The sequence below is a fragment of the Tardiphaga robiniae genome (assembly GCF_001618955.1).
Lineage (GTDB): Bacteria > Pseudomonadota > Alphaproteobacteria > Rhizobiales > Xanthobacteraceae > Tardiphaga > Tardiphaga robiniae_A.
Genome location: NZ_LVYV01000054.1, coordinates 131396 through 155947, shown reverse-complemented (window position 1 = coordinate 155947; position 24552 = coordinate 131396). Strand labels below are relative to the sequence as shown.

Genomic DNA, 24552 nt, shown 5'->3' with positions numbered 1-24552 from the left:
CGCTTGCATGATCGTCCCCGCCTTTGACGAATAGTTCGCATCGACGAACCACCCGAAGATATCTCGCTACCCCAACCACTATGAAAGGATCGCTCAAATGTCTGCGCGCAAGACGATGATGAAATCGGCCCGGCGGTGGCTCTTGGTGCCCGCGTCCGTGGCTTTCGTGTTGTGGACCTCCATGGCGGAGAGCTCGGCGGCATCCGACAAGGCCTATCGCTGGATCGGCGACCCCCGGCTCTCCACCGATATCAGCGCAGCCCGCCGCGTACAGCAGCGGCGTGTCCATGCTGCGGTCCGCGTGACTGTTCCTTCCGTTGCTCCGCCGGTGCGGCCGATGGATTCCTATGCGAGTGCGCCGACCAGCTATGGCTACGGCATCGGCGACAACTCCCGCAATCAGACGTGGTGAAGCGAGGCGCTCGGCCAGGCCCGGTCGATCTTCGAAGCATGGTGGTCCGTGCACCCCGGGTTGCAGAAATGCCCCGTGGTCCCGCGGCCCTGAATGGATAGGTTCCTCCTCAACATGGTTCAGCGATATTTCCGGGCCGTTCCGATTGGCCGGAAAGGTCGCCGCATCGATGCAAAAGGAAGAATGACGATGTCGTCACAGGTTAAAGTCGCTGCGGTCCATGCTGCGCCCGTATTTCTCGATCGCGCGGCCACCACGGCGAAGGCGATTTCGATCATTCGCGAGGCTGCTGCCGCAGGCGCGCGGCTGATTGCCTTTCCTGAAACCTATATCCCGGCATTTCCGGTCTGGGCGGCATTGTGGGCGCCGATCGAGAATCACGATCTGTTCGTGACGATGGCGGAGCAGTCGGTGTCGATTGCAGGTCCGGAAATGGCCGCCTTGCGCAACGAGGCGCGGGCGCTTGGCGTGACGGTTTCGATGGGGATCAGCGAGAGCTCGCCGGTCAGCGTCGGCCTGATCTGGAACAGCAATGTCCTGATCGGGCCCGACGGCAACATTCTCAATCATCACCGCAAGCTGGTGCCGACCTTCTATGAGAAGCTGGTCTGGGCTGCCGGCGATGGCGCGGGCCTTCGTGTCGCCGATACGCCTGTGGGGCGTGTCGGCAATCTCATCTGTGGCGAGAATACCAATCCGCTGGCACGCTATACGCTGATGGCGCAGGCTGAGCAGATTCACATTTCGAGCTGGCCGCCGATGTGGCCAACGCGCCGCCCGAGCAGCGGTGGAAATTTCAACAATGTTGCAGCCAATCGCATTCGTGCCAGCGCGCATTCGTTCGAGGCCAAGGCCTTCGGCATCGTCACCGCCGGCTATATGGACAAGGCAATGCGCGACTTCCTGATCGCGCGGGATCCCGATGTGGTCGATGTGATCGATCGCACGCAGCGTGCCGCCAGCTTCTTCGTCGACCCGACCGGCGAAGTGCTCGGCGACATGCTGCAGGACGAGGAAGGCATCGCCTATGCCGAATTCGACCTGCGCCGCTGCATCGAGCCGAAGCAGTTCCACGACGTGGTCGGCTACTACAATCGTTTCGACGTGTTCGATCTGACCATCAATCGCAAGCGCCTCGTACCGGCAACCTTCGTCGACAAGATCGACGACGAAGAGGTCGCGTTTGAGCCGGCCGAACGCGCGGTTTAGCGCTTAGACTGGTTCAGAACCGCATGTGGCATCATGACATGGATGCCCTTGTCGAGATTGACTAGCTGGGTGACGCGGACATCGGCGGCGAGGCTGCAGAGCATATAGGCATCATCGGGCGTCAGCGTCGTGCGTGCGACGATCATGCTCACCATCCGGCGGAGCGCGATACGCGCGGCTTCGTCGAGATCGGGATCGAAGGCCATCGAGATGAGATGATCCTTCGTCTCGGCATAGGGGGCCTCCAACTGCGCATTCTTGACGAGATCGATCTTGAACGTGCCGGTGAGGCCGGTCTCGACGGCAGTTACACAGACTTCGCCATCGCCCTGCACGGCGTGACCGTCGCCGCAGGAGAACAGGCCGCCCTCGGTCCAGACAGGAAGATAGAGAACGCAGCCTGCGCCGAGCTCCTTGTTGTCGATATTGCCGCCGAAATGCGAGGGCATGGTCGTGCTGACCCGGCCAACCGCGGGTTTCGGCGCGGTGCCCATCACGCCGAAGAACGGCCGCGCCTTTAGCGTGATGCCCCATGGCGTCTTCACCACGCCATTGGCCCGATCAAGTCCGATATGGACGCGGCGGAAATAGTCGAAGTCGTCGGGCAGCGTGCCCATGCCGGGCTTGAAGAGCGTATAGCCCCAGTCATCCGTGAGCTGGACATCAAGGATCTCGACACGCAATGCGTCACCCGGTTGGGCGCCGCGCACGGCGACAGGCCCGGTGAGGATATGCGGCCCGAGTTCTGGCGTGACGGCATCCAGGATGGCGACAAGTTCGGGGCGGACGGTCATGTCCGCTTCTGTCGGAAGGTTCTCGCGTGTGCCGCTGACGCTTGTGATTGTGACCGTCTCACCGGGATCGATGGTGGCGATCGGCTTCAGCGTGGCGTCGAAATAGCCCCAATGAACGGTCGTTGGGCTCGGAAGCAGTGTCTGCGTCATGGAATGTCCTGTGTTCAGCCGCCGGCGGCGAAACTGTCGCTGCGCACGGCCCAGCCGGTGACGCGCGCCTCGATCAGCGAGAACACAATATACAAACCGACGCCCAATGCAGCCAGAATGAACAGGCCGGCGAACACCAGCGGCACATCGAAGCTGGATGACGCGATCATCATCAGATTGCCGATGCCGCGATTGGAGGCCACGGTCTCCGAAATCACCGTGCCGACGAAAGCCAGCGTCGCAGCCACCTTTAGTGAGGCGAAGAAGTACGGCATGGTGCGCGGCAGGCCCACATTCCACAGAATTTCCAGCTTGGTCGCGCGCAGCGTCTTCATGACATCCTGCAATTCGGGCTCTGTCGCCGCAAGGCCGGTGGCGACGTTCACGACGATCGGGAAGATGCACATGATCATCGCGGTGAGGATCGCCGGCACGGTACCCGCGCCAAACCACAGTACGAAGATCGGCACCACCGCGACTTTCGGGATCGACGAGAATCCCACCAGCATCGGATAGGCGACGTCATAAGCCAGCTTCGACGAGCCGATCAGCATGCCCAGCAGAATGCCGATCGCGATGCCGAAGCCGAACCCAACCATGGTTGTATATAGCGTCTGCAGTGCATGCGGCCAGATCGCGGGGAAGCGCGTCCAGAGCGTCGCAAGCACCTGGCTCGGCCGCGGCAGCACGATGTCCGAGACATGGAACATCAAGCACAACAATTCCCACAGTACGAAGAAGCCGATGATGCAGGCGGTGGACATGACTTGGCGGCGGACGCGTTCGCTCATGACACGATCTCCTGAACGGCGCGAGCCGCGACGATGCGCTGGCGCAGGCGCTGGGTCAGCGTGACGAAATCCGGCTCGAACGACACGTCGATGGTGCGCGGCCGCGCGAACGGCACCGGGCTGTCATCGACGATGCGACCGGGCCGCGCCTGCATCACGCAGATGCGCGACGCCAGATAGGCGGCTTCCTTGAGGTCGTGAGTGACCAGCAGCACCGTCGGGCGCTTCTCGATCCAGAGATTCTGCATGATCTCCCATAATTCCTCGCGGGTGAACTGGTCGAGCGCTCCGAATGGCTCGTCGAGCAGCAACAAGGTCGGATCATGAATCAGCGCCCGGCACAGCGAGGCACGCTGCTGCATGCCGCCGGACAGCTGCCAGGGAAACTTGTCGCCGAAACCGCCGAGGCCGACCTGCTTGAGCGATGCCTCGACGCGGTCGCGATATTCGGTCTTGCGCTTGGCGCCGAACGCTTCCTTGAACGGCGGCACGATCTTGAGTGGCAGCATGACGTTGTCGCGTATGTTCAGCCACGGCAGCAATGTCGGGTTCTGGAACGCCATGCCGATCCGTGCCGCGCCCGCGCCGATTTCGCGGCCGGCAACGAACACGTTGCCCTGGGTCGCATTGAGCGTGCCGGCCACCAGTTTCAGAATCGTCGACTTGCCGCAGCCGGACGGACCGACCAGCGCGACGAATTCGCCCTTGTCTATGCGTAGCGACGTCTCGGCCAGCGCGGTCACGGCGTTCTTCGCCGTGCCGAAAGTGACGCGCACCTTTTCGAGCTCGATCACATTGTCCGCAGCGCGGGGCTTTGGGTGGGCGAGCGGTGCGTTCATCGGGTCAGGCTTTCTGCACGGAGGTGATCGCGGCCATGGTCGAGTCGGTGTTGGCCGGCATCGCCGGCGGCATCTGCTGGATCGCATGCACCGATTGCCCGGTGCCGCGGGCTTTCTCTTGCAAGATCCGGTTCTTCATCACGAAGCGGCCGCGCACGATGGTATGGATCGGCAGTGCCGAGGCCTTGCGGCCATGCCACGGCGAAATCTTCGCGCGCGACTGGATCATAGCGTCGTCGACAGTCCATTCGCGCTTGAGGTCGACGATGACGATATCGGCATCGGACCCCACCGTCAGCGTGCCCTTGCGCGGATACAGGCCCCAGATCTTGGCGGGACTCTCGGCGCTCCAGCGCACGTAGTCGTTGATGGTGGCGCGGCCCTTGTTGATCTCGGTCAGCATCAGCGGCATCTGGGTCTCGACGCCGGGAAAGCCGCAGTCGACCGTCCAGATGTCCGGCCGGGTCTTCTCGTCCGGTGCATGTGGCGCATGGTCGGTGGCGATCATGTCGACCGTGCCATCCATCAGCGCGTTCCACAGCGGCTGCTGGTTGGCCTTCTCGCGCACGGGCGGATTGACGCGGACGACGCCACGGAATTTGTCGTAATCGGTCTCGTCCAGAAGGAGATATTGCGGGCAGGTCTCGCCGGTGATGTCGACACCCCGCGCCTTGGCTTCGGCCAGCGGCTGCAGTTCGGCAGCGGAGGAAATGTGCAGCACGTGGATGCGCGCGCCGGTCCATTCGGCGAGGATCGCCGCGCGAGCGACGGCCTCGACGGCGACGACGGCGGGCCGTGCTGCCAGATGCGCGATCGGCTCGATGCGTCCGCTGGCACGCAGCCGCGCTTCGCGGCGCTCCATGATGGAATTGGTCTCGGCATGCAGCGAGATGCGCTTGCCGGTTGGGGACACCACTTCGAAGGCTTCGAGCATCGCGCCGGTGGTCGGCGAGGGGATGCGGCCGAAAGTGTTGCCCATATAGAGCTTGAAGCCGATCACGCCGCCATCGATCAGCGCGTCGACATGTTCGATGCTGTCTTCGCCCAGCACCGCATAGAGCCCGTAGTCGACATAGGCCTTGGCAGAAGCGATCTTGTGCTTGTCGGCCAGTGCTTCCGCATTGTTGATGGTGGGCAGCGTGTTGGGCATGTCGAACACGGTGGTGACGCCGCCAAAGGCCGCCGCGGCGGTGCCGCTGGCAAAGTCTTCCTTCTGCGGATAGCCGGGGTCGCGGAAATGCACGTGCACGTCGATGGCGCCGGGCAGAATATGAAGTCCCGTGGCGTCGAGTATCTGCGTCGCCGGCGGCATCGCCTCCGGCGCGCCGATGGCGTGGATCACGCCGTCCTTGATGGCGATGCTGGCTTTGTAACTTGCATCGGGTGATACAATGGTGCCGCCATTGATGACCAGATCAACCTTGTCGCCCATGTTAGTCCCCTCGCTCACAGCATTGCCCAACCGCCATCGACCGGCAGGTCGACGCCGGTAATCTGGCGCGAGACGTCGCTGCCCAGAAAGAGACAGGCATTGGCGACGTCGGCATCCACGGTGACGCGGCGCAGCGCGTAGTCCATGGCGTGGCGCTCGGCGGCTTCCTGTTCGGTGATGCCGAGCTTCAGCGCCATGTCGCGGCATACCTTGTCGCGAAAGCGCGGGCCGTCCACCATGCCAGGCGCGACGCAATTGACGTTGATGTTGTGCGGGCCGACCTCGAGCGCGAAGCTCTTGGTGATGCCGCGCAGACCCCATTTCGAGGCCGAGTAAGCCATCCGGCCGGCGCGGCCGCGCATGCCGAAGGTGCCGCCAACATTGACGATCTTGCCGTAGCGCTGATCGATCATGGTCGGCAACGCCGCGCGCATGGAGTGGAAGCAACCGTTCATATTGAGCGTGACGATCTCGTCGAATTCCTCCGGCGTGGTCTGCACGCCGGTCTTACCGATCGGTCCGGAGCCGCCGGCGACATTGACAAGAATGTCGATGCGCCCGCCGAACGCCGCCTTGGTCTTCTCCGCCGCGGCCTCGCATTGGTCGGACTTCGTGAGATCGCAGGGAATGACGATCACCTCGCTGCCCTTGGCTTTCACCTCGGCGGCAACCGGCTCAATCGCCGAGGTATCGCGGCCCAGCAGCGCCAGCTTGCAACCTTGTTCGGCAAAGGCGTGGGTGATGGAGGCGCCCATACCCTTGGCGGGGCCTGTGATCATGACGACGCGGTTTTCTAGGGAGAGTTTCATGCTATTGTCTTTCTTGGGTCGTTTGCTCTGGCCCCTCGACGTCATTGCGAGGTGAGGGAAAGCTGGCTTACCGGCTTTCCCCTTAGCGACGCGACGCGGCAATTCAGAAGCCACGAGCGCAGGAAGACTGGATTGTTTAGCTTCGTTCGCAATGACGGTTGAGAGGCGATGATGCTGAGGGGCCGGTTCGTCGTTACATCGCGGCCTTGATGGCCGTTGGGCGATCGGCCAGCGGCGGCATGAAGCTGCGGTCGAATACGTCGCCGACCTTCGGCGTGCGTGGCAGCTCCTTGGCGCTGACGAGGATATCGATCGCCTTGCTCATGCGTTCGTCGTTGATGTCGCCATGGCCGATCTTTGAAATTTCCGGCGAAGTCATTTCGTCGGACAGCGTGGCTTCCAGGCGCGCGCGTTCGATCTCCGGCTTGATCAGCGGTTCGCGCTTCTGCACGGCCTCGATGGCGGCTTTCGGATCGGCCATGGCATCCTTGACGCCACGGTTGAGCGCCTTGAGGAAGCCTTTCACGGCGTCGGGGTTTTCCTTGGCAAACTTCCGCGAGACGATGATGGCGTTGGAATACAGATCCATACCGTAGTCGCCGAATTTGATGAAGCGGATCTCCTTTTCAGGATCGATGCCGATCAGCCTGGCGCTGAAGCGGATGGTGGTGATGTAGCCGAACACGCCGTCGACCTGATCCTTCATCAGCATCTGTTCGCGCAGGTTCGGCTGCATGTTGGTCACCTCGACCTTGGTGCAGTCGATCTTGGTCGCCGCGCAGAGCGCCGGGAATAGCTTCAGCGCGCCGTCGTTGGCCGCGCCGCCGAGCTTTCGGCCAACGAAATCGGCCGGGGTCTTGATCGGGCTGTCGGCTTTCACCGCCACCGTGAAGGGCGGGCGGTTGTACATCTGGTAGACGCCGATGGGCGCTTCGTCTGGCTTCTTGGCGGCAAGTTCGATCAGCGCATTGATGTCGCCGAACCCCATGTCATAGGCGCCGTTGGCGACCTGCGGCACTGCTGCGCCGGACCCGTTGCCCTGATCGAAACTGACGTCGAGGCCTTCCGCTTTGAAGTAGCCGCGATCCTGCGCCAGGAAGAACATGCCCTGCGGACCTTCGTACTTCCAGTTCAGGACCATCTTGATCTTGGTGTCGGCCTGCGCGGCGACAAACGATCCGGCCGTCACGATCAGTGTCAGGGCAAGCGTCTGCAATCGACGAAATGCATGGCATCCGGTCATCGGTGTGTTCCTGTTGAGAAGAGTGACACGATCGACCGGTGGGGTGTTTCTGCCTGCGGCCGCCCTCAGGAGCAAAGTTAAGCCCATCGGAGTGCGCTTATCTGCTGCTATCTTTTTGCTTAAGCGGTGCAAAAAAGGCTTCACTCGGAATCGTCCAGATAACGCGTCGTTCGCGCCGGCGCTTGCAGAACCGCGAGGCGCAGGCGCGTCAGCAGCATCCGCAAAAGCTTGCGGTAATCACGCCGTCGAGCGCGGCGAGGGCCCCAGCAAGGTTCTGGCCAGAGGGCATGCCGGCGCGCATCTGCGCCAGAATCTCCTGCCGCGCGGCCGTGAAGTCGATCCCGGTGACATGCCCATCGCGCACGATCGTGTGGCCGGCGACGATCACCTCCCGGATATGGCGTGCGGTTGCCCGCGAGAACAGGAGATTGATCGGGTCGAGATCGCTGTGCAGCGCGTCGTCGTTGAGCGCGTTCCAGTCCAGCAGCAGCATGTCCGCATCGGCGCGGTCGCGCAGGCCGCCGTCGCTGGCGATATTGGTGACGGCGAAGCGGCCGTTGCTTACGCTCTCATGCAGTGCACGGTGGCGGGTCACGACTTGATCGAAACCGCTGCCGGCATGAAGCAGATGTGACAGTCGGAGCTCGCGCAGTGCATCGTTGTCGTCGTCGAGTGCTTTGCTGTCGATGCCGAGGGCGACCCGGCATCCGGCGGTCCACATTCGGGTCATGGGAGCCAGGCCCGAATGCAGATGCAGGTTGGAGCTGGTATTGACCGAAATGACGACGCCCCGTTCGGCCATGAGTTCGAGTTCATCGGGCCGGGCCCAGACGCAATGTGCCAATGTCAGCCGCGGGGACAGCAGACCGATCTCGTCCAGCATGCGGACTACGCCGCCAGGATAATTGGCGTCGCACCACTCGCGTTGATACTTGGTCTCGAGCAGATGCATGTGGACGCGGCGGCCGGTGCGTGCCGAGGCTTCAGCGATCGCCTGCAACAGCGCGTCGCCGCACCACTGCACGCCATTGGGACCATATTGCACATCGAATTTCGGGCCATCGGCGGCGGAGACAATCTCGTCCACTAGCGTCATGTAATCGCGCGGCGACAGCGCCGGACGCATGAAGCGCTGCGCGATCTCCGCCCGAACGGCCGGCGGCAGCGCTGCCAGCACAGGTTCCGAGGGACCGTAGACCAAAGGATTGCGATCTCTCATTGCCACGGCGAGGCCGGCGCGCACGCCGACATCGCGTGCCGCGCGCGATACCTCGGCCAGTTCGGTCGGCAGATCAGTGAAGCCCTGCACGCGGGTGTAATGGTTCATGACGATACCGGCACCGCCCAGCGCGCTGCTGGCGAACGCGACGCAGGCCGCTACATAGGGATCGACCGCAGGAAACAATGCGAGATAGTGGATCCAGGACTCCAGCGGCTTGGCGTCGGCGCCGATGGAGCTGGTGCGGACCGCGCGGCCGTGGTCGTGGGCATTGACCAAAGCGGGCAGCGCCATGATCGGCTCTGCTGCTTCAGCTGTCCGTGCGATCGACTGGATCTTGCCGTCCTGCAGCGCGATCACCTGCGCGCCGGGCATCGGCCCGTCCGGGCCAAGCACATGAGCGCAGGTGAAGCGACGCGGCGCGTCGGTGGGGCGAGCCGTTGTCATTACGGCGCGATGGTCGGGGGCATCCGGTCGGGCTTGGCCGGCAGGAACGTATTGTTGAACACGTCGTCGGGCTTCGGCGTGCGCGGCAGTTCGAACGAGGTGACGATGGTGGAGATCGCCGAACCCAGGCGCTTCTGATCGAGCTCGCCGAGGCCCAGATCCCCGACCTCTGGCGTGTTGATGAAGTTGTTGTAGACGTAGGTCAGGCGCCGCTTCTCGATATCCTTCTTGATCAGCGGTTCCTCGGTGGCGAGCAGGTCGATGGCGGCGTCCGGTGCCTGGACGGTTTCCTTGATCGAGCGGTTAATGGCGCGCAGCAGACCTTTCACCGCCTCCGGATGTCCCTTCAGCAGCTTCTGCGACACCATTACGCCGTTGGAATAGAGGTCGAGGCCGGCGTCAGAATAAAAATTCCAGCGGAAGTCCTTGTCGGGATCGACCTTGAGCGACACCAGGTTGAGATAGCTGGTGGCCGCGAACACCGCGATCGAATCCACCTGGCCCTGCAGCAGCATTTGTTCCTGCAAGGCCGGAGAAACCTGCAGAATGCTGATCTTGCTGTAATCGATGCCGTTCTGCTTGGCGAGCAGCGGCAGTAGTTTCAGCGACGCGCTGCCGGAAGGCGAGGCAAGCTTGGATCCCTCGAGATTCTTGAGAGTTTTGATCGGCCCATCCGCCTTGCTGAGCAGCGCGAACGGCGTCTTGTTATAGATCATGTAGACCATCACCGGTGCATCGTCCGGCTTGGTGGCGGCGTTCTGAATGATGGCGTTGATATCGCCAAAGCCGGCGTCATAAGCGCCTGACATGATTCGCGTGACGGTCGCCGCCGAGCCTTCGCCCTGATCGATCGTCACGTCGAGATTTTCATCTTTGAAGTACCCTTTGGCCTTCGCCCAGTAGTACCACGCATGGAGACCCTGGATTTTCCAGTCGAGGGTAAACTTGATCTTGGTTGGCCCGGCAGCTTGGGCAAAAGTGAGTGTTCCTGCGGCTACGCCCAAGGCTAACACGAGCGTCAGTAATCCACGAAGTGCCCGGCGTTCGGTCATCGATGCTTTCCTGTTGCGAAACGTGACATGATTGGTCGGTGGGCGACGTCGCTCTCGCGACTATCTTCCTGTGTGAATCAGGATAGACCTATTCGAGTGGTCACATCTGCTGCTATCTTTTCCAGTGACCGGTGTGAAAAAGGCATCACTTGAGAGGCGAGAGCAATGAGGCATCTGCGGTTACTGACCCATGTGGTCGAAGTGGCTCGCACCGGCTCGATCCGCCGCGCCGCGGAACTGCTCAACTTGACGCCTTCCGCGATGAACCGGCGCATTCAGGACCTCGAAGCCGAAATCGGCACGCCTTTGTTCGAGCGCCGGCCGCGGGGCGTGAAGCTGACCACCGCCGGCGAGATGTTCGTGCGCTACGCGCGCAGCCAGATTGCCGATGCCGAGCGGATGAGATCGCAGGTCGAGGATCTCAGAGGTCTGCGGCGCGGTCCGATCCAGATCGCCTGCAGCCAGGCGCTGGCGCTGGATTTTCTGGCGCTGCGCGTCGCTGCGTTCCAGAAGAAGCATCCGAAAGTGGTGTTCGACCTCAAGGTGATGGATCACGAGCGCGCGCTGGCCGCGCTGGCGGCTTACGACGTCGATCTCGCTCTGGTGCATCGTCCGGCGATGTGGCCGTCACTGCGCGTCATCGCCAGCCTTCCCCAGCGTCTCGTGGTGATCACCCGCTCGGATCATCCGCTGGCGGCCAAGAAAATGCTGCGCCTCTCCGATTGTGTCGATTATCCCGCAGCCCTGCCGGATCGGACCTTGAGCGGCCGCCAAATTCTCGATGAGGTCACGACCCGGCGCGATCTGCGCCTCAACATGCTCGCGGAATCAAACTCCTTCGAGATGCTGCGCGGGCTGGTGTTTCGCTGCGACATGATCTCGTTCCAGATCGAGATAGGGGCCCCCACCGGGAACCTCGGCATGGGGCTGGTCGGCCGCCCGATCGATACCCGCGATGTGCCCACCGCCGATCTGGTGCTGTGCCAGCTGCGCGGTCGCACGCTACCGGTAGCCGCGGCGACTTTCGCGGAAATCCTGATGAAGAGCCTGAGCGAGATGCGGGCAGGCACTTAGCTCTTTTGCGGTGCAAAATATCCTTCCTTGGGCGGGCCGGATGCCTTATTGGCAGGCCTCGATCCCCTGTCCCGTGAGCCCATAGTCCCCAATGATCCGCCTCGACAATATCAGCAAGCAGAACGGTCATCAGATCGTCTTCATCGAAGCCGCCGGCGCGCTGCTGAAGGGCGAGAAAATCGGGCTGGTCGGCCCCAACGGATCGGGCAAGACAACCCTGTTCCGCATGGTCACCGGCCGTGAACTACCCGATGAAGGCCAGGTCGTGGTCGAGCGCGGCGTTACCATCGGCTATTTCAGCCAGGATGTCGGCGAAATGGCGGGCCACAGCGCCGTCGCCGAGGTCATGGAGGGCGCAGGCCCGGTCAGCGTGGTCGCGACCGAGCTGAAGGAACTGGAAACGGCGATGGCCGATCCGGACCAGGCCGACAATATGGACACCATCATCGAGCGCTACGGAGAGGTGCAGGCGCGTTTCGAGGAACTCGACGGCTACGCGCTGGAAGGCCGTGCCCGCGAAGTGCTGGCGGGTCTGTCCTTCACGCAGGAAATGATGGAAGGCGACGTCGGCAAGCTGTCCGGCGGCTGGAAGATGCGCGTGGCGCTGGCCCGCATCCTGTTGATGCGGCCGGATGTGATGCTGCTCGACGAACCGTCGAACCATCTCGATCTCGAAAGCCTGATCTGGCTCGAAGGCTTCCTCAAGGGTTACGAGGGCGCGCTGCTCATGACCTCGCATGACCGCGAGTTCATGAACCGCATCGTCACCAAGATCATGGAGATCGATTCCGGATCGCTGACCTCTTACTCGGGCGACTACGAATTCTACGAAGCGCAGCGCGCCATGAACGAGAAGCAGCAGCAGGCGCAGTTCGAGCGCCAGCAGGCGATGCTGTCGAAGGAAATCAAGTTCATTGAGCGCTTCAAGGCCCGCGCCTCGCACGCTGCGCAGGTGCAGAGCCGCGTCAAGAAACTCGACAAGATCGAGCGCGTCGAGCCGCCGAAGCGTCGTGAAGTCGTGTCGTTCGACTTCCTGCCGGCGCCGCGTTCGGGCGAAGACGTCGTCAGCCTGAAGAACATCCACAAAGCCTATGGCAGCCGCACCATCTATGAAGGGCTGGATTTCTCGGTGCGTCGCAAGGAACGCTGGGCCGTCATGGGCATCAACGGCGCCGGCAAGTCGACGCTGCTGAAGCTGGTCACTGGCGCGGCCGAGCCTGACAACGGCAACGTCACCATCGGCGGCAGCGTCAAGCTCGGTTACTTCGCGCAGCATGCGATGGATCTGCTCGATGGCGAGCGCACGATCTTCCAGAATCTCGAAGACTCATTCCCGCAGGCCGGCCAGGGCACGCTGCGCGCACTCGCCGGCTGCTTCGGCTTCTCCGGCGACGATGTCGAGAAGCGCTGCCGCGTGTTGTCAGGCGGCGAGAAGGCGCGTCTGGTGATGGCCAAGATGCTGTTCGATCCGCCGAATTTCCTGGTGCTCGACGAGCCGACCAACCATCTGGACATGGCCACCAAGGAAATGCTGATCAAGGCGCTCGCCGATTACGAAGGCACCATGCTGTTCGTGTCGCATGATCGCCACTTCCTCGCGGCGCTGTCGAACCGCGTGCTTGAGCTGACGCCGGACGGCATCCAGCAATATGGCGGCGGCTATACTGAATATGTCGAACGCACCGGCCAGGAAGCGCCGGGGCTGCATCCGAATTAAGCGCGCCTGCTTCCCTCGCCCCGCCCGGCGAAGCTTCGCTAGGCGGGGAGAGGTTAAGCAAGCTCAGCCTGTCAGCGCGGACACCGAGACACCGCGCTTCACCACGCTGCGCATCGCGAAGCTTGAATGCAGCCGCGCCACGCCGGGCATCCGCGAGAGGTGCTGCTTGTGGATGCGCTCATAGTCTTCCATGTCGCGCGCCTGCACATGGACGAGATAGTCGTCATTGCCCGACATCAGGTAGCAGGACACGACATCCGGGCATTTGGCGATCTCGCGCTCGAAGGCTGACAGCGCATCCTCGCTCTGCTTGTCGAGCGTGATGTGGACGTGGACCGTCATCATGTAGCCGAGCTCGGATGCGTCGATCTCGGCGGCATAGCCCTTGATGACACCCTTCTTTTCCAGGGCCGTGAGCCGCCGGGTACAGGCGGTGGGTGACAGGCCGACTTTCTCCGCCAGTGCCATCTGGCTGATCCGGGCATCCCGGACGACCTCGCGAAGGATCTTGCGGTCGGTTGAATCGAGGTCGCTTGCCATGGTTCTCGCAAAAATTCGCAGGATTTCTCTACGCGGACGTAAATTGACGCCGATAATCACCGTTTATGACCGTAGCAGCGGCCGGAATCGCCGTAAAGCGGCATGCGGAAGGTGAGATACTGCCGTTGCGATCATTCGCGGCGGGGGATGTGATGCTGGCACCTTGGACAGGCGGAACGGGCACGCGGCACGCGAGCGCGGTGCTGACCATCGACCTCGAAGCGATCTCACGCAATTACCGGCTATTGGCCGAGCGGGTCGGCCCCGGCGTCACCTGTGCCGGTGTGGTCAAGGCCGATGCCTACGGCCTTGGTGCCGATCGCGTCGCGCCGACACTTTATTGGGCCGGCTGCCGCACCTTCTTCGTGGCGCATCTCGACGAGGCGTTGGACCTTCAAACGCATCTGCCCCGCGACGTCGCGATCTATGTGCTCAATGGTCTGCCCTCAGGCGGCGAGCGTGACTGCGTCGAAGCCGGCATTGTTCCGGTGCTCAATTCGCGCGAACAGCTTCAAGCCTGGTCTGATCAGGCGCGGCAACGCGGCCGGATTCTGCCGGCAGTCGTTCAGGTCGATAGCGGCATGTCGCGACTGGGCATGTCGCCACGCGAAATCGCCGACCTTGCCGGCAACGATACCTCGGTTCTCGATATCCAGGTGGTGATGAGCCATCTCGCCTGCGCCGATACGCCGGAGCATCCGGCCAATGCGCATCAGCTTGCAGCGTTTCAGACGCTTGCGAAGCGCTTTCCCGGTGCGCGAAAATCCTTCGCCAACTCCTCAGGCATTTTTCTTGGCCGTAATTACCATCACGATCTCGTCCGCCCTGGTGCTGCGCTCTACGGTCTCAATCCCAATCCCGCGCAATGCAATCCGATGCTGCCGGTGGTGCGGCTCACCGCGCAGGTGATCCAGACCCGCGAGATCGAAGCCGATGCCCATGTCGGCTATGGCTGGAATTTCAAGGCGACGAAGCCGACGCGGTTGGCGACATTGGCCATTGGTTACGCCGACGGATTGCAGCGCGCCTTCGGCAATGGCGGCGCGGTCTATTTCCGTGGGCGGCGGCTGGCGATTGCCGGACGTGTCTCGATGGATTCACTGACCGTCGATCTCGGCGATCTGCCGCCCGGCATGTTGGCACGGGGCTCGCAAGTGGAGATCATCGGCGGGCATCAGTCGCTCGACGCGCTGGCCGCAACCGCGGGCACGATTGGCTATGAAATGCTGACCTCGTTGGGTCAGCGCTATGAGAGAATTTACTCGGATGAGATCGATGTGCGGTGGACCGCTCGGTCTGGAGGCACGGTGCGATGAAGGTTCTGGTTCTCGGCGCGGGCGTGATCGGCGTTACCACGTCCTATTATCTGGCCAAGGCCGGCCATGAGGTGACGGTGATCGATCGCCAGCCCGGCCCCGCGCTGGAGACGAGTTTTGGCAATGCGGGCGAAGTCTCGCCCGGCTACGCCTCGCCCTGGGCCGGCCCCGGCGTGCCGAAGAAGGCGCTCGGCTGGATCATGGACAAATACGGTCCGCTGGTGGTGCGGCCACAGGCCGATCCGCATCAGTGGCGCTGGATGCTGCAGATGCTGCGCAACTGCACAAGCGCACGCTACGCGCTGAACAAATCACGCATGGTGGGGATCGCCGAATACAGCCGCGATTGCCTGCGCGCGCTGCGCGCCGAGACCGGCATCACCTATGACGAGCGCAGCCAGGGCACGCTGCAACTGTTCCGCAAGCAGTCGCAGCTCGATGCCACCGGCGGCGATATCGACGTGCTCAAGCAATATGGCGTGCCCTATGAGGTGCTGGATCGCGCCGGCTGCGTGAAATATGAGCCGGGTCTTGCCGGTGTGCAGGATCTGTTCGTCGGTGGTTTGCGTCTGCCGGAGGACGAGACTGGTGACTGCCATCTGTTCACGCAGCGGCTGGAAAAGATTACGGCCGGGCTCGGTGTGAAATTCGTCTATGAGACCACGATCAAGTCGGTGGATGTCACGGGTGGCCGCGTCGCACAGGTCATGACCGACAAGGGCGTCTTCACCGCGGATACTTATGTGATGGCACTCGGCAGCTTCTCGCCGCTGCTGTTGCGGCCGCTCGGCATCGATGCGCCGGTCTATCCGGTGAAGGGCTATTCGCTCACGGTTCCGATCACCGATGAGAGTGTTGCGCCACAATCGACGATCATGGACGAAAGCTACAAAGTGGCCATCACACGCCTTGGTGACCGCATCCGTGTCGGCGGCACCGCTGAAGTCGGCAATTATCACCCAGTGCCGACCGCACCGCGCCGCATGCCGCTCGATAAATCAGTGACCGATTTGTTCCCGACCGCCGGCGATCTGTCGCGCTCGACGTTCTGGAGTGGCTTGCGGCCGATGACGCCGGATGGCCCGCCTATCGTCGGTCCAACGCATCTAGGCAATCTGCATCTCAATACGGGCCATGGTACGCTCGGCTGGACCATGGCTTGCGGCACCGCCCGCGTGCTCGCCGACCAGATCTCCGGCAAGGCACCGGAGCTGGATGTGAAGGATCTGGCGATCGCGCGATACGCTTAATGCTTGCTTAACCTCTCCCCGCTCTGCGCGGGGAGAGGTCGCCGCGTTTTCGCGGCGGGTGAGGGGCCGTCTCGGACGAAGCCTCAATCACCATTTATCGGGTCGCGCATATGTCGACCCGATAAAGCATCCCCGTCTCGGGGCTTTGTGCCTCGCCCCTCACCCCAACCCTCTCCCCGCGCAGAGCGGGGAGAGGGAGCTTACCTCACGCAGTCTCCCGCTTTCGCATTGCGACGATTCTAGCCGCATGCGTGCCATGCTTCCGGCCGCGCCCATTTACATCCCCGCCATTTCCGTTTTCAGTTGCTTAAAACAATTGGGGGAAACATGAACGGTCAAACTGCGTCGACGCATCGCGCGTCGGCTGATGCCATTGAGGTTGATTACATCATCGTCGGCGCCGGCTCGGCCGGTTGCGTGCTCGCCAATCGCCTGTCGGCATCCGGCAAACATTCGGTGCTGCTGCTGGAAGCCGGCCCGAAGGATCGCAATATCTGGATCCACATTCCGCTCGGCTACGGCAAGCTGTTCAAGGAAAAGACCGTCAACTGGATGTATCAGACCGAGCCCGAACCGGGCCTCGATGGGCGTTCAGTGTTTCAGCCGCGCGGAAAAGTGCTCGGCGGCTCCAGCTCCATCAACGGACTGTTGTATGTGCGCGGCCAGCATGAGGATTACGATCGCTGGCGTCAGTTGGGGAACACCGGCTGGGGCTATGACGATGTGCTGCCCTATTTCAAGAAGGCGGAAAATCAGACGCGCGGGCCGAGCGAGTATCACGGCGTCGGCGGCCCGCTGCCGGTGTCCGATTCGCGCTGCCCCGACCCGCTGTCGGAAGCTTTCATCGCTGCAGCTGCCGAGACGGGCATTCCGGTGAACAACGACTTCAACGGTGCCACGCAGGAAGGCGCCGGCTGGTTTCAGACCACGACAAAGGGCGGCCGTCGCGCCTCGACGGCGCGAGCCTATCTGCGCCCGGCGCTGAAACAGGGCAATGTTCGCGTCGAGACCGAAGCGCTGGCGCAGCGTATCCTGTTCGAAGGCAAGCGTGCCATCGGCATCGAATTCAAGCAGCACGGCGCGGTGCGCAAGGCGCGCGCCCGCAAGGAAGTGCTGGTGTCGAGCGGCGCCTATAATTCACCGCAACTGCTGCAGCTCTCCGGCGTCGGTCCGGCCGATCTGCTCAAGGAGCACGGCATCGAGGTCCTTCTCGATGCCCCGGGCGTGGGCAGCGATCTGCAGGATCACATGCAGGTCCGCATGGTGATGGAGTGTCCGCAGAAGATCACGCTCAATGACTTCGTCAATCATCCGGTTCGCAGGGCGATGATGGGGCTGCAATACGCGGCGTTTCGCACCGGCCCGCTGACCTATGCTGCCGGCACCACAGGAGCTTTCTTCAAGACCGATCCGCGCATGGCGTCGCCGGATATCCAGATCCACTTCCTGCCGTTCTCCACCGATAAGATGGGCGAGAAACTGCATCCGTTTTCCGGCTTCTCCGCCTCGGTCTGTCAGTTGCGCCCGGAAAGCCGCGGCTCGCTGCGTATTAAGAGCGCGGACCCCTCGGTGCCGCCAGCGATCCGCATCAACTATCTGGCGACGGAAACGGATCGGACGGCGAATGTCGAAGGGCTCAAGATCCTGCGCAAGATGCTGAACGCGCCGGCGATGAATCCCTTCGTGACCAAGGAAGTCGAGCCCGGTACCGGCACTGTGACCGACGAGCAATGGCTCGCTTATTGCCGCCAGCGCGGCAGCACCGTCTATCACCCGACCTCGACCTGCCGGATGGGCAACGATGCGAAGGCGGTGGTCGATCAGCGCCTGCGCGTGCGTGGGCTGGAAGGTCTGCGCGTCATCGATGCATCGATCATGCCGGACCTGATGTCGGGTAACACCAACGCGCCGGTGATCATGATCGCCGAGAAGGCGTCGGATATGATCCTGGGGGATGCCCGTTCTTAACCTCGCCCCGCTCTTTGCGGGGAGAGGTCGACCGGCGAAGCGCAGCGAAGCCGGGCGGGTGAGGGGCATCCACTGAACTTGCTCTTATCATTCAGCTCTCGGATCTCACATATGCCGACCCGATGGTGCGCCATTGTATTGCGCCTTGTGCCACGCCCCTCATCCCACCCTTCTCCCCGCGCAGAGCGGGGAGAAGGAGCGCGCGGCCGGTGCTTCTTGACTCAAGAAGCCTTCTTCACCCACACCTTGTTGTCATGAAACGCCGCGCCGCCATAGGGCGCGACCGCTTCGCCGCCGGTCAGCATATTGATTCCATGACCGCCGATATGCGCCTTGTTGGGGTGCACCGATTCCGCAATCAGCACACCGCGCCGCAGGCCGTCGAAGATGCGCGCGGTCAGGGTCGTCTCGCCGCGCGTGTTGCCGAGCGTGACGGCATCGCCATCGGCAATGCCGAGCTTGGCCGCGTCGACGGGATGCATCATCACACTGGGTGCACCCTCGCGGGCCTGCGATGATGGCGTCTCGTTGAACGAGGTGTTGAGGAACGAGCGCGACGGGCTGGTGGCCAGACGGAACGGATGCGCCTCATCGACCTGTTCGATCACCGCCCAGTGGTCGGGGAATGACGGCATCTCGTCCCATGCGCCCATCAGCCCGGCATTGGGCATCGGCACTTTCGACCAGTCCGCCTTGAAGTGGAATTTGCCGTCGGCATGGGCGAAACCGTCGAGATAGTGCGAGGTGCGGAAATCCGGCTGGATATCGCGCCATTTGTCGGCCTCCAGCCCTTCGATGCCACCGCGGCCGCTGACTTGCAGCGTCTCGTCGATGATGTCGCGCGGATGCATCTCGAAAGCGCGGTGTTTCGCGCCGAGGCGGGTGGCGATGCCCTGCAGAACGTCGTGGTTCGAGCGGCATTCTTCCGGCGCGTCGATCAGTTTGGCGCCGACCGAGATATGCTGGTTGCCGCCGGCGTAATAGAGATCGTCGTGCTCCATGAACATGGTCGCGGGGAGCACGATGTCGGCCATCATGGCGGTCTCGGTCATGAACTGCTCATGCACCGCGACAAACAGGTCCTCGCGGGCAAAGCCCTGCCGCACCAAGGCCTGCTCGGGCGCCACCGTCATCGGATTGGTGTTCTGGATCAGCATCGCCTTCACTGGCGGGCCGTTATGCAAGGCCTCGGCATCGCCGGTCAGGATGCGGCCGATCTTCGACTGATCGAGGCGCCGAACGCTCTCGTCGAGCACGTCGAGGCCCTCGATCAGCGTCTTGTCGAATTTCCAGATCGCGGCATTGTTGAAGAAAGCGCCGCCGCCTTCATATTGCCAGGCACCGGTAACGGTGGGCACGCACAGCGCTGCATGCATCTGCGCGGCGCCGTTGCGGCTGCGGGTGAAGCCATAGCCGAGGCGGAAATAGCTGCGTTTGTTTTCGCCGACGAGATGCGCGAAGGCTTCAATTTCGGCGGCCGGCACACCACAAATGGCTGAGGCCCATTGCGGCGTGCGCGCCGCCAGATGCGCCTCGAACTCGGGCGAGTGGTCGGTGTATTTGGCGAGATAGTCGCGATCTACAAGGTTGTCGCGAAACAGCACATGCATCACGCCGGCGGCGAAGGCGCCGTCTGTACCTGGTCGCAGCAGGATCTTGATGTCGGCCTGCTTCATGGTGTCGTTGTCGTAGATGTCGACAACCGCCAGCTTGGTGCCGCGTTCTTTTCGCGCGCGCGAGACGTGGGTCATCACATTGACCTGCGTGGATACCGGATTGGTACCCCAGATCACGATCAGGTCCGACTTCGCCATCTCGCGCGGATCGACGCCGGCGACCTTGCCGGTGCCGGCGGCAAAGCCGGCCCAGGCAATGGTTGCGCAGATCGTCGAGTAGAAGCGCGAATATTTCTTCACATTGGCGAGGCGGTTGATGCCATCGCGCATCACCAGACCCATGGTGCCAGCATAGTAATAGGGAAACACCGACTCCGCGCCAAAGTCGCGCTCGGCCGCGTCGAACTTCGTGGCGATCTCGTCGAGCGCCTCGTCCCAGGTGATGCGGGTGAAATGGCCAGTGCCCTTCGGCCCGGTGCGGCGCATCGGATACATCAGCCGTTCGGGATGATGGATGCGCTCGGCATAGCGCGCGACCTTCGCGCAGACCACGCCGGCGGTATAGCTTTGCTCCTTGGAGCCGCGGACCCGGCCGATGGTGTTCCCGCCGATCACCTCGATGTCGAGGGCGCAGGCAGAGGGGCAATCATGCGGGCAGGTGGAGTGCTTGATGTCGATCTTGGCTTGAACGTTCATGAAGCCAAGCTAGCCAAAAGTTTACTGGAGGAAAAGCCGTGGTTTTACGCATCCCGCCCGACAACCGGGCAGGCCTCCAGTCCGTAGTCCTCTCGGCTATTTGCCCAGGGCGTCGCGTTGGGCGATCAGCCGGTCCAGCTCCTCATTCTGCTGAGCCAGCCGATCCGCGGTGCGCTCCTCGTTGCTCTCGCCGGAAGCCGCGGTGGCCTGCTCGATCAACTGCCGGATATTGTCGCGAAGGATGGCGATGCGATCGTCGAGCTCGGCGGCTGAGAGGGTGGAATCCATGGGGCGATACTCCTGACCCGCTACGGGCCCTACACAGACTATAGCGCGCCAGAAGTGCTTTCTATTGAATAATCCGCAGCACTAGCCTGCGCCAAGCACCGGGTAGTCGGTGTAGCCAGCCACATCGCCGCCGTAAAACGTCGCCCGGTTATAAGGCGTAAAGGGCGCCTTCCGCTTGATACGCTCCGGCAGATCCGGATTGGCGATGAACGGGCGGCCGAAGGCGATAATATCGACATTGCCGGAAGCGACGGCCTCCTCGGCGGAGGTGCCGTCGAATCCGCCGGCGGTGACCAGTACGCCGCTCCACATCGGCCGGAACAGCTCATAGGCTTTAGGCACATTGTTATGAAACACTTCCGCGCGGCCGACACCGCTGGTGCGCGGCTCGACGAAATGGAGGTAAGCGAGGCCGAGCTTGTCGAGCTCACGGACCACATAGCTGTAGAGCGGCATTGGATCGGCCTCGCCGGAGTCATTCGAGACACCATAGGGCGACACGCGGACGGCGACACGATCCGCGCTCCAGGCGCCGATGACGGCATTGGTCACTTCGAGCAGCAGGCGAGCGCGGTTCTCGATTGAGCCACCATATTGGTCGGTGCGCCGATTGCTGCGGGTCTGCAGAAATTGTTCGAGCAGATAGCCGTTGGCGCCGTGCACCTCGACGCCGTCGAAGCCGGCTTCCCTGGCGTTGCGCGTGGCCTGTCGGTAGGCGTCGATGATGCCGGGAATCTCGCTGGTCTCGAGCGCGCGGGGCGTTTCGTAAGATACCGTCTCGCCTGAAGCCGTCCGCGTGGTGGCGTTGATCGCAATGGCTGACGGCGCGACCGGAAGCCCGCCGCCGGGCTGGAACGAGGAATGCGAGGCACGGCCGACATGCCACAACTGCAGGAAGATAATGCCGCCTTTGGCATGCACGGCGTCGGTAACCTGACGCCAGCCGGCGATCTGCTCCTTCGTATAGATGCCCGGCGTGTTCGGATTGCCTTGTCCTTCCTGCATGACCTGCGACGCCTCGGCGATAATCAATCCGCCTTCGGTCGCGCGCTGCGCGTAATATTCGGCATTGAGCGTCCACGCAGCGAGGGATGTCTTCTCGGCGCGCATGCGCGTCAGCGGCGCCATCGCGACGCGGTGGCTCAATCGATACGGGCCGACTTGCAGCGGCTGGAACAGGGAAGAAGACGTCATCGGCGCTCCATTCAAAATATCAATCGGGCGATAGCGTTCACTAGAGGTGTCGCGACATTCGTATCGTTCAATACAGCGTAGCCTCGGTCAATCAAAGTTGATGGCATCTATTCGCAGCAATGCAGCCTTTAATGCTACGAGGCGGAATTAGGCCGTATGGGCCGGAATGGTGAAGGACGGATCGCGATGGCGAAGAAGCACGTTCAGGGCGTCGAAGACTATAAAGGTGCCGCCGCAGGTTGGGGCGCGTTGAAAGCAGTGGCCGACGCGGTGCGCGGACAGTTGGCGGTAGTCAACGAAACGCATGGCCTCCTGACGATGAACCAGCCGCACGGCTTCGATTGCCCGGGCTGCGCCTGGCCCGATCCAAAGCATACATCGTCCTTCGAATTCTGCGAGAACGGCGCCAAGGCGGTGTCGTGGGAAGCAACGGCCAAGCGCACGACGCCGGAATTCTTTGCGGCCCATACGGTGAGCGAACTCTGGGAATGGCATGATCACGACCTCGAAAACGAGGGACGTCTCACCCATCCGATGGCCTATGACCAGGCTAGCGACAAGTATCTTCCGATCTCGTGGGAAGATGCGATGGCGCGGATAGGTGCCGGCCTGCGCGCTTTGCCAGATCCGAACATGGCCGAGTTCTACACGTCGGGCCGCTGCTCGAACGAAGCAGCGTTTATGTATCAGTTGTTCGTGCGCGAATACGGCACAAACAATTTTCCCGATTGCTCCAACATGTGCCACGAGGCCACCAGCGTCGGCCTTCCGGAATCCATCGGCGTCGGCAAGGGCACGGTGACGTTGGAGGATTTCGACTATGCCGATGCGGTGTTCTGCATCGGGCACAATCCCGGCACCAATCATCCGCGCATGCTGACGACGCTGCGCGAATGCGCCAAGCGCGGCGCTGCCATCGTCTCGATCAATCCGCTGCGCGAGCGCGGGCTGGAACGATTCACATCCCCGCAGCATCCTGCGGAAATGCTGACGTTGAGCTCCACGCAGATCTCGTCGACCTATTACCAGGTCAAGGTCGGCGGTGACATTGCGGTGCTGAAGGGCATGATGAAGACCGTCGTGGCGCTCGACGCCGCGAGCCTGGCCCAGGGCGGTCCCGGTGTGCTCGACCGCGCCTTCATCGCAGAACACACTGACGGCATCGAGGCGCTGCTCGCGGATCTCGACGCGACCTCATGGGAGGCGATTGAGAAATCGTCGGGCCTGCCGCGCGCCGATATCGAAAACCTAGGCAACATCTACGCCGGGGCCAAGAGCGTCATCATCAATTACGGCATGGGCATCACCCAGCATCGCCACGGCACCGGTAACGTGCAGCAGATCGCCAATCTCCTGATGCTGCGCGGAAACATCGGCCGTCCCGGCGCCGGCATCTCGCCGTTACGCGGGCACTCCAACGTGCAGGGCGACCGCACCGTGGGGATCACCGAAGTACCCAACGCCGCACTGCTCGCCGGTATCGAACGCACCTTCAACTTCAAGCCGCCGAGCGCGCATGGTCACGATGCCGTCGCGTCGGTGAAGGCGATCCGCGATGGCCGTTCGAAGGCGTTGATCTGTCTTGGCGGCAATCTCGCGGTCGCGATGTCAGATCCTGAGGCGACCTATCCGGCGATGCGTAGCCTCGATCTCGTGGTGCATATCGCCACCAAGCTCAATCGCTCGCATCTTCTGATCGCGAAAGAGTCGATCATCCTGCCATGCCTTGGCCGTACCGAGATCGACGTGCAGGCGACGGGACCGCAACTGGTGACGGTAGAAGATTCGATGTCGATGGTGCACGCCTCGCGCGGCGGCTTGAAGCCGGCGTCCGAGCATCTGAAGTCCGAGACTGCGATCGTTGCCGATATGGCAATCGCGACTTTGCCGAATACCAAGGTGAAGTGGCTCGACTACGTCGCCGACTACAGCAAGATCCGCGACGCCATCGAGTCGGTCTTTCCGGCCTTCCAGGATTACAATGCGCGGATCAAGAAGCCGGGTGGCTTCCGGCTGCGCAACGCCGCCTCGGAACGGGAATGGCTGACGCCGAGCAAGAAGGCGCAATTCCTGGTTTTCTCCGGCCTCTATGAGGACGGCCCCGCCGAGACCGCGTTGACGCTGACCACACTGCGCAGCCACGACCAGTACAACACCACGATCTACGGTATGAACGATCGCTATCGCGGCATCACCGGGCGGCGCGATGTGGTGTTCGTCAACGAGCAGGACCTCGCCCGCCGCGGGCTGAGCCACGGTGATCTGATCGACATCGTGCTGGACCGTCCGGACAGCGCGCCGCGCGCGCTGCGTCGGGTGACGGCGGTGGCTTACAACATTCCGCAAGGATCGGTGGCGGCCTATTATCCCGAGGCCAATGTGCTCGTGTCGCTCGACCAGCACGATTTGAAGTCGGGAACGCCGGCTTACAAATCGATCCCGATCCGGATCGAGGCATCGGCCGCCTAAGCTGCACCGCAGCATTGAGAGAGCATG

20 protein-coding genes are annotated in these 24552 nt (G+C 62.5%); 8 read left to right on the top strand and 12 right to left on the bottom strand.

From position 1 onward, the window contains the following. The first annotated feature begins 97 nt into the window (after positions 1–97). On the top strand, positions 98–412 hold the full coding sequence (locus A4A58_RS26155; RefSeq protein WP_068737730.1) for a hypothetical protein: 315 nt from the start codon (positions 98–100) through the stop codon (positions 410–412). 189 nt (positions 413–601) lie between these two features. Continuing rightward, positions 602–1621 carry a carbon-nitrogen hydrolase family protein gene (locus A4A58_RS26150; protein ID WP_068737995.1) on the top strand — a complete coding sequence of 340 codons (1020 nt, stop codon included), beginning with the start codon at positions 602–604 and terminating at the stop codon, positions 1619–1621. On the opposite strand, the gene A4A58_RS26145 is transcribed toward A4A58_RS26150, so the two are convergent. The 8 genes from A4A58_RS26145 to A4A58_RS26110 form a co-directional block, all read right to left on the bottom strand. Further along, positions 1618–2565: an acetamidase/formamidase family protein gene (locus A4A58_RS26145; protein WP_068737728.1), complete on the bottom strand. Its 948-nt coding sequence runs from the start codon at positions 2563–2565 to the stop codon at positions 1618–1620. The genes A4A58_RS26150 and A4A58_RS26145 overlap by 4 nt on opposite strands. Before the next feature lie 14 nt (positions 2566–2579). Next, entirely contained in the window at positions 2580–3356 is a 777-nt protein-coding gene (locus tag A4A58_RS26140; RefSeq protein WP_068737726.1) for an ABC transporter permease, read from the bottom strand. Beyond that, positions 3353–4195 (bottom strand): ABC transporter ATP-binding protein, encoded by an 843-nt coding sequence (locus A4A58_RS26135; protein WP_068737724.1) that lies wholly within the window; start codon positions 4193–4195, stop codon positions 3353–3355. Before A4A58_RS26135 ends, A4A58_RS26140 begins: the two co-directional genes overlap by 4 nt. 4 nt (positions 4196–4199) lie before the next feature. Beyond that, the gene (allB, locus tag A4A58_RS26130) at positions 4200–5627 is read right to left on the bottom strand and encodes an allantoinase AllB (protein ID WP_068737722.1); all 1428 of its coding nucleotides are present in this window, start codon (positions 5625–5627) and stop codon (positions 4200–4202) included. Between the two features lie 14 nt (positions 5628–5641). Next, positions 5642–6436, bottom strand: a complete 795-nt coding sequence (locus A4A58_RS26125) for an SDR family NAD(P)-dependent oxidoreductase (protein ID WP_068737994.1) — start codon at positions 6434–6436, stop codon at positions 5642–5644. Positions 6437–6629: 193 nt separating this feature from the next. Next, positions 6630–7679 carry an ABC transporter substrate-binding protein gene (locus A4A58_RS26120; RefSeq protein WP_068737720.1) on the bottom strand — a complete coding sequence of 350 codons (1050 nt, stop codon included), beginning with the start codon at positions 7677–7679 and terminating at the stop codon, positions 6630–6632. A gap of 208 nt (positions 7680–7887) precedes the next feature. After that, positions 7888–9345 carry an amidohydrolase family protein gene (locus A4A58_RS26115; protein WP_068737718.1) on the bottom strand — a complete coding sequence of 486 codons (1458 nt, stop codon included), beginning with the start codon at positions 9343–9345 and terminating at the stop codon, positions 7888–7890. After that, entirely contained in the window at positions 9345–10397 is a 1053-nt protein-coding gene (locus tag A4A58_RS26110) for an ABC transporter substrate-binding protein (RefSeq protein WP_068737716.1), read from the bottom strand. The genes A4A58_RS26115 and A4A58_RS26110 overlap by 1 nt, the downstream gene beginning before the upstream one ends. Before the next feature lie 165 nt (positions 10398–10562). Here A4A58_RS26110 and A4A58_RS26105 point away from each other — a divergent pair, with 165 nt between their 5' ends. Next, positions 10563–11471 (top strand): LysR family transcriptional regulator, encoded by a 909-nt coding sequence (locus tag A4A58_RS26105; RefSeq protein ID WP_068737714.1) that lies wholly within the window; start codon positions 10563–10565, stop codon positions 11469–11471. Positions 11472–11562: 91 nt separating this feature from the next. Next, positions 11563–13188, top strand: coding sequence for an ABC-F family ATP-binding cassette domain-containing protein (locus tag A4A58_RS26100; protein WP_068737712.1), 1626 nt, complete (start codon positions 11563–11565; stop codon positions 13186–13188). Between the two features lie 63 nt (positions 13189–13251). Here the strand turns inward: A4A58_RS26100 and A4A58_RS26095 are convergent, their stop codons facing one another. Continuing rightward, positions 13252–13728: an Lrp/AsnC family transcriptional regulator gene (locus tag A4A58_RS26095; RefSeq protein WP_068737711.1), complete on the bottom strand. Its 477-nt coding sequence runs from the start codon at positions 13726–13728 to the stop codon at positions 13252–13254. A 152-nt stretch (positions 13729–13880) separates the two neighbouring features. On the opposite strand from A4A58_RS26095, the gene alr reads away from it, so the two are divergent. From alr to A4A58_RS26080, 3 genes are all read left to right on the top strand, one after another. After that, on the top strand, positions 13881–15044 hold the full coding sequence (gene alr, locus A4A58_RS26090) for an alanine racemase (RefSeq protein WP_068737992.1): 1164 nt from the start codon (positions 13881–13883) through the stop codon (positions 15042–15044). Next, positions 15041–16294 (top strand): D-amino acid dehydrogenase, encoded by a 1254-nt coding sequence (locus A4A58_RS26085; protein WP_068737990.1) that lies wholly within the window; start codon positions 15041–15043, stop codon positions 16292–16294. Before alr ends, A4A58_RS26085 begins: the two co-directional genes overlap by 4 nt. Positions 16295–16621: 327 nt before the next feature. Beyond that, complete coding sequence (locus A4A58_RS26080) at positions 16622–18262, top strand: GMC family oxidoreductase (RefSeq protein WP_068737710.1); 1641 nt, start codon at positions 16622–16624, stop codon at positions 18260–18262. A gap of 221 nt (positions 18263–18483) precedes the next feature. Here the strand turns inward: A4A58_RS26080 and A4A58_RS26075 are convergent, their stop codons facing one another. From A4A58_RS26075 to A4A58_RS26070, 3 genes are all read right to left on the bottom strand, one after another. Next, entirely contained in the window at positions 18484–20574 is a 2091-nt protein-coding gene (locus A4A58_RS26075; protein WP_068737708.1) for a molybdopterin-containing oxidoreductase family protein, read from the bottom strand. Between the two features lie 96 nt (positions 20575–20670). Then, on the bottom strand, positions 20671–20862 hold the full coding sequence (locus tag A4A58_RS29895; protein ID WP_081422070.1) for a hypothetical protein: 192 nt from the start codon (positions 20860–20862) through the stop codon (positions 20671–20673). A gap of 81 nt (positions 20863–20943) precedes the next feature. After that, positions 20944–22056, bottom strand: a complete 1113-nt coding sequence (locus A4A58_RS26070) for an alkene reductase (protein ID WP_068737704.1) — start codon at positions 22054–22056, stop codon at positions 20944–20946. Positions 22057–22242: 186 nt separating this feature from the next. Between A4A58_RS26070 and A4A58_RS26065 the strand changes: the two genes are divergently transcribed. Continuing rightward, positions 22243–24525 (top strand): FdhF/YdeP family oxidoreductase, encoded by a 2283-nt coding sequence (locus A4A58_RS26065; RefSeq protein ID WP_068737987.1) that lies wholly within the window; start codon positions 22243–22245, stop codon positions 24523–24525. Positions 24526–24552 lie beyond the last annotated feature (27 nt).

Excerpts from the sequence above, each read along its gene's own strand:
- A4A58_RS26155 (WP_068737730.1), top strand. The coding sequence starts at position 98 with ATGTCTGCGCGCAAGACGATGATGAAATCGGCCCGGCGGTGGCTCTTG.
- A4A58_RS26150 (WP_068737995.1), top strand. The coding sequence starts at position 602 with ATGTCGTCACAGGTTAAAGTCGCTGCGGTCCATGCTGCGCCCGTATTT.
- A4A58_RS26145 (WP_068737728.1), bottom strand. The coding sequence starts at position 2,565 with ATGACGCAGACACTGCTTCCGAGCCCAACGACCGTTCATTGGGGCTAT.
- A4A58_RS26140 (WP_068737726.1), bottom strand. The coding sequence starts at position 3,356 with ATGAGCGAACGCGTCCGCCGCCAAGTCATGTCCACCGCCTGCATCATC.
- A4A58_RS26135 (WP_068737724.1), bottom strand. The coding sequence starts at position 4,195 with ATGAACGCACCGCTCGCCCACCCAAAGCCCCGCGCTGCGGACAATGTG.
- allB (WP_068737722.1), bottom strand. The coding sequence starts at position 5,627 with ATGGGCGACAAGGTTGATCTGGTCATCAATGGCGGCACCATTGTATCA.
- A4A58_RS26125 (WP_068737994.1), bottom strand. The coding sequence starts at position 6,436 with ATGAAACTCTCCCTAGAAAACCGCGTCGTCATGATCACAGGCCCCGCC.
- A4A58_RS26120 (WP_068737720.1), bottom strand. The coding sequence starts at position 7,679 with ATGACCGGATGCCATGCATTTCGTCGATTGCAGACGCTTGCCCTGACA.
- A4A58_RS26115 (WP_068737718.1), bottom strand. The coding sequence starts at position 9,345 with ATGACAACGGCTCGCCCCACCGACGCGCCGCGTCGCTTCACCTGCGCT.
- A4A58_RS26110 (WP_068737716.1), bottom strand. The coding sequence starts at position 10,397 with ATGACCGAACGCCGGGCACTTCGTGGATTACTGACGCTCGTGTTAGCC.
- A4A58_RS26105 (WP_068737714.1), top strand. The coding sequence starts at position 10,563 with ATGAGGCATCTGCGGTTACTGACCCATGTGGTCGAAGTGGCTCGCACC.
- A4A58_RS26100 (WP_068737712.1), top strand. The coding sequence starts at position 11,563 with ATGATCCGCCTCGACAATATCAGCAAGCAGAACGGTCATCAGATCGTC.
- A4A58_RS26095 (WP_068737711.1), bottom strand. The coding sequence starts at position 13,728 with ATGGCAAGCGACCTCGATTCAACCGACCGCAAGATCCTTCGCGAGGTC.
- alr (WP_068737992.1), top strand. The coding sequence starts at position 13,881 with ATGCTGGCACCTTGGACAGGCGGAACGGGCACGCGGCACGCGAGCGCG.
- A4A58_RS26085 (WP_068737990.1), top strand. The coding sequence starts at position 15,041 with ATGAAGGTTCTGGTTCTCGGCGCGGGCGTGATCGGCGTTACCACGTCC.
- A4A58_RS26080 (WP_068737710.1), top strand. The coding sequence starts at position 16,622 with ATGAACGGTCAAACTGCGTCGACGCATCGCGCGTCGGCTGATGCCATT.
- A4A58_RS26075 (WP_068737708.1), bottom strand. The coding sequence starts at position 20,574 with ATGAACGTTCAAGCCAAGATCGACATCAAGCACTCCACCTGCCCGCAT.
- A4A58_RS29895 (WP_081422070.1), bottom strand. The coding sequence starts at position 20,862 with ATGGATTCCACCCTCTCAGCCGCCGAGCTCGACGATCGCATCGCCATC.
- A4A58_RS26070 (WP_068737704.1), bottom strand. The coding sequence starts at position 22,056 with ATGACGTCTTCTTCCCTGTTCCAGCCGCTGCAAGTCGGCCCGTATCGA.
- A4A58_RS26065 (WP_068737987.1), top strand. The coding sequence starts at position 22,243 with ATGGCGAAGAAGCACGTTCAGGGCGTCGAAGACTATAAAGGTGCCGCC.